The organism is Porphyromonas somerae DSM 23386 (assembly GCF_000372405.1).
GTDB classification, from domain to species: Bacteria; Bacteroidota; Bacteroidia; order Bacteroidales; family Porphyromonadaceae; genus Porphyromonas_A; species Porphyromonas_A somerae.
The window spans coordinates 42016-50384 of record NZ_AQVC01000014.1 but is presented as its reverse complement, the minus strand read 5'-3'; the positions used below and the strand labels follow the sequence as shown (position 1 = coordinate 50384).

Below are 8369 nucleotides of genomic sequence, written 5' to 3'. Positions count from 1 at the left end.
TTTACAGCGATGGTATGTAGAACAGATGTGCGATGGGTAGGAGAAGGCTGATAGACAGGCAAGACAAGCACATGACCACTTTAAGACAATGGCATCTTAAGATGGCAATAGGAGTGCCAAAAGACGTAGGATTTACACAAAACAACGCAATGAATACATCATAAAGAGATAAATAGAGAATACGCAGACCTCTACATAAAGCCTTTAGTCTGCTAAAAAAGTCGGGACACAAGAAAAAACAATCAATAAGTACCCGACTAAAGCAATAAAAACTCAGCCTGCGGAATTGAGGTCACAGCAGATCTATGGCAGATATGCGAGATTATTAGTACCTTTGCAGTGCTTTTTCAGGAAAGCTCCCAGTGTGATGGGAAATTAGTGAAGAGGCTAATTTTGAGTAACACATTAATTTATCATTAGAAATGAAAACATTTCAACTAGCCGCCGAAGTTCGCGAGAGCAAAGGCAAGAAAGAGGCGAAGGCACTTCGCAAGCAGGGTCTAGTTCCTGCAGTGATTTACGGAGATGGCAAAGAGGCTACAATGCTTACCGTCAAGGAGAAGGATTTGAGAAATCTTGTATACACTCCTGATATTTTTGTCATTGAGCTCAATACAGGTGCAGGAGTACGCACATGTATCCTTCAGGATATTCAGTTCCACCCTGTTACTGATCATATTCTTCATATTGACCTTCTAGAGGTTTCAAAGGAGAAGCCAATCACTATGGAAGTACCTGTGGTGCTTGATGGCCACGCTGTCGGTGTACGTGCCGGTGGTAACCTCACTCTTGATATGCGTAAACTACGTGTGAAAGCGCTTTATGAGAATATCCCTGAGCGTCTACACATCGACGTGTCTAAACTTCAGATTGGCAAGACCATTCAGGTTGGGGATCTATCTTTCGACAATCTTGAATTGCTCAACTCTAAGAATGCTGTAGTTTGTGCCGTACGTGTCACTCGTACTTCTCGCTCTGCTGCTAGTAGCGTTGAGGAGGAAGATGAGGAGACAACTGAGGAGTCTGCAGAATCTGGTGACGCAGCACAATCAGCAGAGTAATCGCATCTCAAGAAATCATTTACAGATAAGCGAAAAGACGGGTGCGAGTATATGCTACTTGCCCCGTCTTTTTTATATTAAATAGATGATCATTGTTGGAGATATCATAGTTAGCTCGGAAGTGTTAGAGACCTTCTTCTGCTGTGACCTCGAGGCTTGCCACGGGGCATGCTGCATCGAGGGAGAGTCTGGCGCCCCCATTGAGCGAGAGGAGGTGGAGATGATCTGCAATGCTTTCCCCAACGTCCAGAGGCTTTTACCTGAAAAGCACTTAAAGTATATTGAAGAGCATGGGCTAATGTACGAAGATGTCGATGGCGACTTGGTCACACAAATCATCGACGGAGAGCAGTGTGTATTTACATGCCTTGAGAGGGACCACTCCGTGCGGTGTGCTTTTGAGAAGTGCTATACAGAGGGGATTGATCGGTCTTTCTACAAGCCAATATCGTGTCATCTCTATCCAATCAGGGTATCGCAATTAAGGGATGGCAAGAAAGCACTCAACTACTCAAGGTGGGTGCCCATATGCGAACCAGCACGCGAGTTGGGTCGCAAGCTAAACCTCAGGGTGTATCAATTTTTGAAAGAACCTCTTATTAGAGCTTATGGAAAAGAATGGTATGAGCAACTTGTGGAGCAAGCTGAGCTCTATTTTCAGAACAAAGAAAAAAGGAGAGATGAATCCCAATAAGTTTTTAATCGTTGGGCTAGGAAATATTGGCTCGGAGTACGAAGGGACAAGGCACAATGCCGGCTTTATGATTGCTGATGCACTCGTTGGTGATCCCTTAAAATTTCAATCGCTGCGATATGGAAGTGTTGCTCGAGTGAAGATAAAGAATAAAGAGCTAGTCATCGTCAAGCCTTCTACCTTTATGAATCTAAGTGGCAATGCGGTTCGCTATTGGATGAAAGAGGAGGAGGTGCCACTCGAGCGTCTGCTGGTAATTGTCGATGAAATAGCACTGCCCTTTGGCACGCTTCGTCTCAAAGGGAAAGGAAGTGCAGGTGGGCACAACGGTCTTAAACATATTGAAGCCACGCTAGGCACCTCGGCCTATGCCCGACTAAGATTTGGCATAGGAAGTGATTATCCCAAGGGAGCTCAAATTGACTATGTGCTCGGGACGTTTGATGATGAGGAGCAGCAGCTCTTACCCGAGATCTGCAAGAATGGAGCTGAGATAGTTCGTTCATTTTGCTTGGCAGGGCTAGAGCGGACAATGAATCAATTCAATACCCACTCAAAGAAGAAGAGGAGAGAGGATGAGCGAACTACAGAGAATTGATAAGTGGCTATGGGCTACTAGAGTATTCAAGACACGCTCTATCGCGGCTGATGCTTGCAAAAAAGGGCGGGTATCTATCTCTGGACGTACTCTGAAACCCTCATCTATGATCAAGGTGGGTGACAGAATAGAGGTGAGGAAACCGCCCATGACCCTTTCGCTTGAGGTGCTTCAGCTTTTGAATAATAGGGTCGGACCAAAGCTAGTGCATATCTACCAAAGGAACCTGACCCCACAGAGCGAATATGACCTATGGGAGCTGCATAGAATGACTAGCCAAGCAGGCAGACGAAAAGGCACCGGCAGACCAACTAAAAAAGAGCGCCGAGACCTTGAGGAGTTTATACAAAGCGAAACAAATCCCAATTGGTTTATTGATTCGTTTGATGACGTGGATAACGACGACGATTGGACTGACTTTTGGGACGAATAAGCAAGTCCCATCCCAACTATTAATTGATAGAAAAGATATAAGTATATGAAGAAAGAGAATAGACCATTCAAAAGAGTACCACTCACCATTCAGGAGATGATCGATGAAGCAAATCAGCATCTAAAGACCAATGAGTGGGATGGCAAAAGGTTCAAAGGGCCATTGATGAATCACCCCCTAGTCACCAAAGAATTGACCTCTAGCCCCAACTACTTTAAGTTTGTCGCCCCTCAGAAATCCAAGTCCAGCATCAATACACTGCAAGTGGAGGTGAGGGAAAAGCTCTACCACCAGATTAAAGAGGGAGAGGTGACCATCATCTACAAGTTGGTAGACGAAAAGTCTATGCCCACCTACGTTGATGTACGAGAGTCCAAAGAAGAACTTATCCTGAACAACCCCAACCTTTTGGCTGAAGATGAGATCCGATTAGATGCTTACGCCCACGGCATCTTCGGCTTTGTACCAAGATACTACGATCAAATTGAGATAACTTGTAGCAAGGAGGAGCAAAGCCTCACCTCACCAATACTTGGCGTTTGTTTTCTTCCCGAAGCCTACTACAAAGGTGGTGACTTCAGGTGCGACTACTCCGAGCCTATCCCCGAACTGGCATGGGAAAAAGCCAAGGAGAAAGGCAAACAAGCGATACAAGACCTACTCTACGACCCCAATGGTCTAGACACCAAGTGGTATATCGCCATCCAATTGGGTGAAATAAAAGAGCAGTAGAGTTGGACATAGCAATTAAAAAAGAGACTTCATAGGGAAATATCCTAGAAGTCTCTTTATATATTTGTCTATTTATTCAGTTCTATTAGCTGGTCAAGAAGCGTTGCATCGTTTTTGAGTCGGGGAATCTTATGCTGTCCGCCTAGCTTTCCCTCTTTGATTAACCACTCTCTAAAGAGGTCCTTCTTGGCAATAACTAGCTTTGGCATTAGCAGTGCCATATCGGCGTACCTTTTGGCATCATAATCACTATTGACCTTGCAGAGCTCTTTATCTAGTTGGTCCATAAAGAAAGTGGGATCGGATGGGGCTTTTTCAAACTCAATGACCCACTCGTGATAACCATTGGCTTTGTCCAGGTTAAATCGCGGACCTGCAGTATACTCTAGCACCGTAAGCCCCATATCACTGGCGACTGTGGTGATAGCATCATTGGCATTGTGCACCATAAGCTCTTCTCCAAAAGCATTGATGTAGCTGGCTGTGCGACCTGTGATGACGAACTTGTATGGGCTGAGCTCGGTAAACTGAATGGTGTCTCCTATCACATACCTATAAAGCCCGCCCAATGTGGAGATCACCATCGCATAATTGACGCCTTTCTGTACATCGCAAAGTGGTATGGCCGATCTCTCTGGGTCATCAAAGTGCGACATCGGGATGAATTCATAAAATATACCGTAGTCTTGCATCAGTAGCATAGACTTATCCGAAGGGTCGTTTTGGATGCCAAAGAAGCCTTCACTTGCATTGTAAGTCTCTCGATATTGCATCCTACTACTTGGGATAATGGATTGGTACTTATCTCTGTAGGGCTCAAAGCTGATGCCACCATGAAAGAATACTTCGAGATTAGGCCAAACTTCAGAAAGGTGTTGCTTATTGGTCTTCTCTAAAATAGCCATAATGGTCTCAAGCATCCAACTCGGTACACCTGATAAGCTACCAACGTCCTCGCTGTGTACCTCCTCCACTATGTTCTGCATCTTGGATACCCACTCGCCCATTAGCAGTGTGCTTTTGGAGGGAACTCTATAAAGCTGGCCTAGCAATGGCATATTTTGGACTAGGATAGCTGATAGGTCGCCCGTATGAGTTCCTCGACCATACTGACTGGGACTATGACTTCCGCCAATAACTAAACTTTTATGTTTGAAAAACTGGCTATCGGGCCGTGTATCCAAATAGAGCCAAAGAGTATCGGAAGCACCTCTATAGTGACATTTTCGAAGATGAGAATTGGGAACTGGTAGATACTTGCTCCGTCCACCTGATGTACCACTTGATGTGGCAAACCACTGGCACTTTTCAGAAAAGAGCTGCCCTCTCTCTCCCTTAAGCATCTCTTCTACAAAGGTGCGAAGATTTTCGTACTCCACAATTGGGATGCTCTTGCTAAATTCTTCGTATGATTGAATGGGCTTCTTGCTATACTTTGTGCTATAAGCTGTATTATTCAACCGCTTCAGCACCTGTGCTAGCTGAGCCATTTGTATGGAGTCGCTTTTTGTAGTGTATCGCTCTATCTTACGAAGGCGAAAAGACATTGCTTTATAGATGAAGGAGGTAATCAGATCCATAGTAATTGGGTATTACTGCTCTTGTGAATTGGTTTTTGATTCGTTTTGTTTCAATTCACTGAGGATATTATCCACCTCATCGCTTACCTTTGAGATCTCCTTTCGGCAGTGGGCAATTAAAGCTACCACCCTTTTGCTCTTGGCTAGGATTTGGTCAATAGGTAACTGCTGACTTTCCAACTCGTTTAGGATCGCTTCTGTCTCTGCAACCGCCTGATCGTACGTTAGCTCTATATCTGTATCTTGGTTATTCATCTTCTTTTTTCTCTATAGATTGAATGTTTGTGGTAATCTCCCCATCAAGTAATAACACCTTTAGGCTATCTGATAATTCTAATGAATGGACACTTTGGATAGGCTCACCATTTTTCAACACTGGCAGAAAGCCGCGCTTCATAATATTTTGAGGACTATGTAGCTCAGCCATCCGCTCATACTGCTCCTGAGTTTCGAGCATTTTCCGAGGCAAGTTTTTCAGCCAAGAAGTTAGCCTCTGAGAAAGGTAAGTAATCATCTGCGCCCCTTGGTGGTTCTTTGAATTGTGGAGCTGTAGCAGATGCTCCAAGTGTAATTGATTAGAATGAACTCTATCTGTCTCAAGTCTTAGACGCAAGCTTAGATTTCTCTCAAGAGAGTGGCTAAAGTCGCTGAGTTGGAGTAGTGATTTCCGTTCGATTTGGCCTAAAATAAGTTGGCTTCTCTGCGATAGGTAGTCTAGCTTTTGACTTGACTTCTCCATTGACTCGGTGAGGATAGCCTCAAGTCTGCTCTCAGCATTAAATAGCTGAGTAACGACTAACTCCATTCGCCTTAGGAGAAAGTCGGCAACTGCGGTCGGCGTTTTTTGGGGTGTATGAGCAACCATATCGGCCACAGAGAGGTCTTTTTCATGACCTATACCGGTAATAATCGGTAGCGGAAAATTGGCAACAAGACTACAGAGTAAATAATCATCAAAGGCAGATAAATCCATCTTGCTTCCCCCACCGCGGATCATTACTACGGCATCAAAATCCTCAAGGTTTTCTGCGATCTTGGTAAGTGAGTTGGCAATAGAGGCGGTGGTTCCCTCACCCTGCATCATTGATGAAAACAGCGTAATCTTAAGAAGTCTACCGACTGGATTTTGGAAGATTTGCTTTTGAAAGTCGCCCCACCCTGCAGCTGTAGCGGATGTAATCACCGCCACTCTCTGGATAAGACTTGGAAGGTACTGCTGGCGATTTAGATCCCATATACCATCAGCCTTGAGTTTGTTGATGGTCTCCTGACGTAATCGCTCCAGATGTCCTAAAGTGTACTCAGGATTAATATCATAAATAGTCAGGGAAAGCCCATATTGAAGATGCATATCAACCTTCACTAGCATCATCAACTCCATTCCGAAAGTGATGGGTCCACCAGTCACTTGGTAGAAACGAGGCAATACTTGCGAAGCACGACCCGACCATAGATTACCCCTTACGAATGCTTTCTTAATGCCATTCTGCGTCTCGACAAGATCAAAGTAGACATGCCCATTATGTGCAGACTGGCTGATATTAGAGACTTCGGCAGTGATCCAGTAGTACCCTCCAAGAGCATTATTAAGCACCCCCTTGACATAGCCCAATAGTTCGCTAAGCTTTATTGCTTGGAAGCTTTGTTGCTGTGGCTTTGAAAGTGGTGCATCGTATCCCATAATGAATTAAACCTCTTGATTTTTAAGAAAAGCTATCAGCTTCTGGATGGCCATTCCCCTATGGCTGATCTTGTTTTTCTCGGACTCGCTCATCTCTCCAAAGGTAATTGAATAGCCATTGGGCTGGAAAATAGGATCATATCCGAACCCCTCTGCACCAGTTTTATGATCAATAATTTGACCATTGACAACTCCTTCAAAGAGGTGCTCTTTGCCATCCAAGATAAGGGCGACCACCGTGCGAAAGCGAGCACTACGATTTTGAATACCTTGCAGTTCGCCTAGCAACTTTTGGATGTTATCCTCCGCTCTGCACTCTAGACCAGCATACCTTGCTGAGTAAACTCCAGGTCGGCCATTTAAGGCCTCTACCTCTAGCCCTGTATCATCGGCAAAGCAGTCTAAGCCGTGACGTGCATATCCTTCTCGTGCTTTGATTAAAGCATTTTCAACCAAAGTATCACCCGACTCGACTATCTCCTCCATATCCCCCAACTCTACGAGCGAGGTAATTTCTAAAGCAGAGCCAGAAGATAAGAATATATCTCTTATCTCCTGGGCTTTATGTGGGTTATGAGTAGCAAATAACAGCTTCATCCTTTGAGCTCACTTGGATGATTAACAGTCTCCATTTCAGACTCTTTTAATGCCACTCCATCTGGAGCCTGTGTCTGAATCTTCTTCTTATTATTCACTTTGATCACATCAAATCCTTGACCATACACACCTCTAACGAGTGTCTGAGTGATGAAGGCATTGGGGTCTACATCCTTTACAATTCTAAAAATATTGATGCTCTCAGTCTTTTTAGCAATCACCATCAATACTTTAACTTCCTGGTGTGAGTAGGCTCCTTCACCATTTAAGAAGGTTACCCCTCTATTAACACCCTTGAGAATAGCATTGGCCATCTCTTGATGTTTCCTTGTAATGATGAAGAACTGCATACTCTGCCGTGACCCATTAAGGTAATAATCAACGGAGGAGTTGGTGATCAATACTTGTAGCATACTGAAGACCAATTTATCAGGGCTCTTGAAGATAAACCAGCTGGCAGTGATAGTAATCACATCAATGTAAATCAGTGCTCTACCGATAGAGACCTGTCTATACTTATTTATAATGGCCGCCACAATATCTGTACCTCCAGTAGATCCGTTCATGGAGAAGACAATTCCTAAGCTAATACCGATCATTATTGAACCAATAATCATCGCCAAAGCAGGATTATCTTGCAATGGGATCATATCATGATATGCAGGTAGGATATACTGCTCAATAGATGTGGTAGAAAGGCCTAGGAAAGCGACGCTGTAAACAGTTTTAAGGCTAAAGCGCCATCCAAGTACCTTGATAGCCACTAATAGTAGTGTAAAGTTAATGGCGTTGTAAGGGACAGAGAAGGGAATGTCAAAACCCCAGCTAATCACTGATGCGATACCAGCAAGGCCTCCACTTGTAATCTTGTGGTAATAGATAAAGCAAAAATAGGAAACTAGATAGATCAGTAATCCTAATGTGATGAACACATAATCTTTGATTATGGACCAAGTTTTTTTCGACTGCATGTTCTTATTATGATATGAAAGT

General features: G+C 44.0%; 10 protein-coding genes. 5 read left to right on the top strand and 5 right to left on the bottom strand.

Translation table 11 applies throughout. From position 1 onward, the window contains the following. Window positions 1–422 precede the first annotated feature (422 nt). From A3GK_RS0104165 to A3GK_RS0104145, 5 genes are all read left to right on the top strand, one after another. Window positions 423–1061, top strand: coding sequence for a 50S ribosomal protein L25/general stress protein Ctc (locus A3GK_RS0104165; protein WP_018028226.1), 639 nt, complete (start codon window positions 423–425; stop codon window positions 1059–1061). An 85-nt stretch (window positions 1062–1146) separates the two neighbouring features. Then, on the top strand, window positions 1147–1755 hold the full coding sequence (locus A3GK_RS0104160; protein ID WP_018028225.1) for a DUF3109 family protein: 609 nt from the start codon (window positions 1147–1149) through the stop codon (window positions 1753–1755). Then, the gene (pth, locus tag A3GK_RS0104155) at window positions 1742–2353 is read left to right on the top strand and encodes an aminoacyl-tRNA hydrolase (RefSeq protein WP_018028224.1); all 612 of its coding nucleotides are present in this window, start codon (window positions 1742–1744) and stop codon (window positions 2351–2353) included. Before A3GK_RS0104160 ends, pth begins: the two co-directional genes overlap by 14 nt. Then, complete coding sequence (locus tag A3GK_RS0104150; protein WP_018028223.1) at window positions 2331–2786, top strand: RNA-binding S4 domain-containing protein; 456 nt, start codon at window positions 2331–2333, stop codon at window positions 2784–2786. The genes pth and A3GK_RS0104150 overlap by 23 nt, the downstream gene beginning before the upstream one ends. Before the next feature lie 45 nt (window positions 2787–2831). After that, window positions 2832–3518 carry a hypothetical protein gene (locus A3GK_RS0104145; RefSeq protein WP_018028222.1) on the top strand — a complete coding sequence of 229 codons (687 nt, stop codon included), beginning with the start codon at window positions 2832–2834 and terminating at the stop codon, window positions 3516–3518. A 68-nt stretch (window positions 3519–3586) separates the two neighbouring features. Here the strand turns inward: A3GK_RS0104145 and A3GK_RS0104140 are convergent, their stop codons facing one another. From A3GK_RS0104140 to A3GK_RS10405, 5 genes are read right to left on the bottom strand one after another with little or no spacing between them, the layout of a single operon-like run. Then, window positions 3587–5098: a GH3 auxin-responsive promoter family protein gene (locus tag A3GK_RS0104140; protein WP_018028221.1), complete on the bottom strand. Its 1512-nt coding sequence runs from the start codon at window positions 5096–5098 to the stop codon at window positions 3587–3589. Window positions 5099–5110: 12 nt separating this feature from the next. Further along, the gene (gene xseB, locus A3GK_RS0104135) at window positions 5111–5353 is read right to left on the bottom strand and encodes an exodeoxyribonuclease VII small subunit (RefSeq protein ID WP_018028220.1); all 243 of its coding nucleotides are present in this window, start codon (window positions 5351–5353) and stop codon (window positions 5111–5113) included. Then, the gene (gene xseA / locus A3GK_RS10410; protein ID WP_018028219.1) at window positions 5346–6779 is read right to left on the bottom strand and encodes an exodeoxyribonuclease VII large subunit; all 1434 of its coding nucleotides are present in this window, start codon (window positions 6777–6779) and stop codon (window positions 5346–5348) included. Before xseA ends, xseB begins: the two co-directional genes overlap by 8 nt. Before the next feature lie 6 nt (window positions 6780–6785). Then, complete coding sequence (rdgB, locus tag A3GK_RS0104125; protein WP_018028218.1) at window positions 6786–7376, bottom strand: RdgB/HAM1 family non-canonical purine NTP pyrophosphatase; 591 nt, start codon at window positions 7374–7376, stop codon at window positions 6786–6788. After that, a complete protein-coding gene (locus A3GK_RS10405; RefSeq protein WP_018028217.1) occupies window positions 7373–8347 on the bottom strand; it encodes a YitT family protein in 975 nt (324 codons plus the stop codon). Before A3GK_RS10405 ends, rdgB begins: the two co-directional genes overlap by 4 nt. Between the last annotated feature and the right edge of the window lie 22 nt (window positions 8348–8369).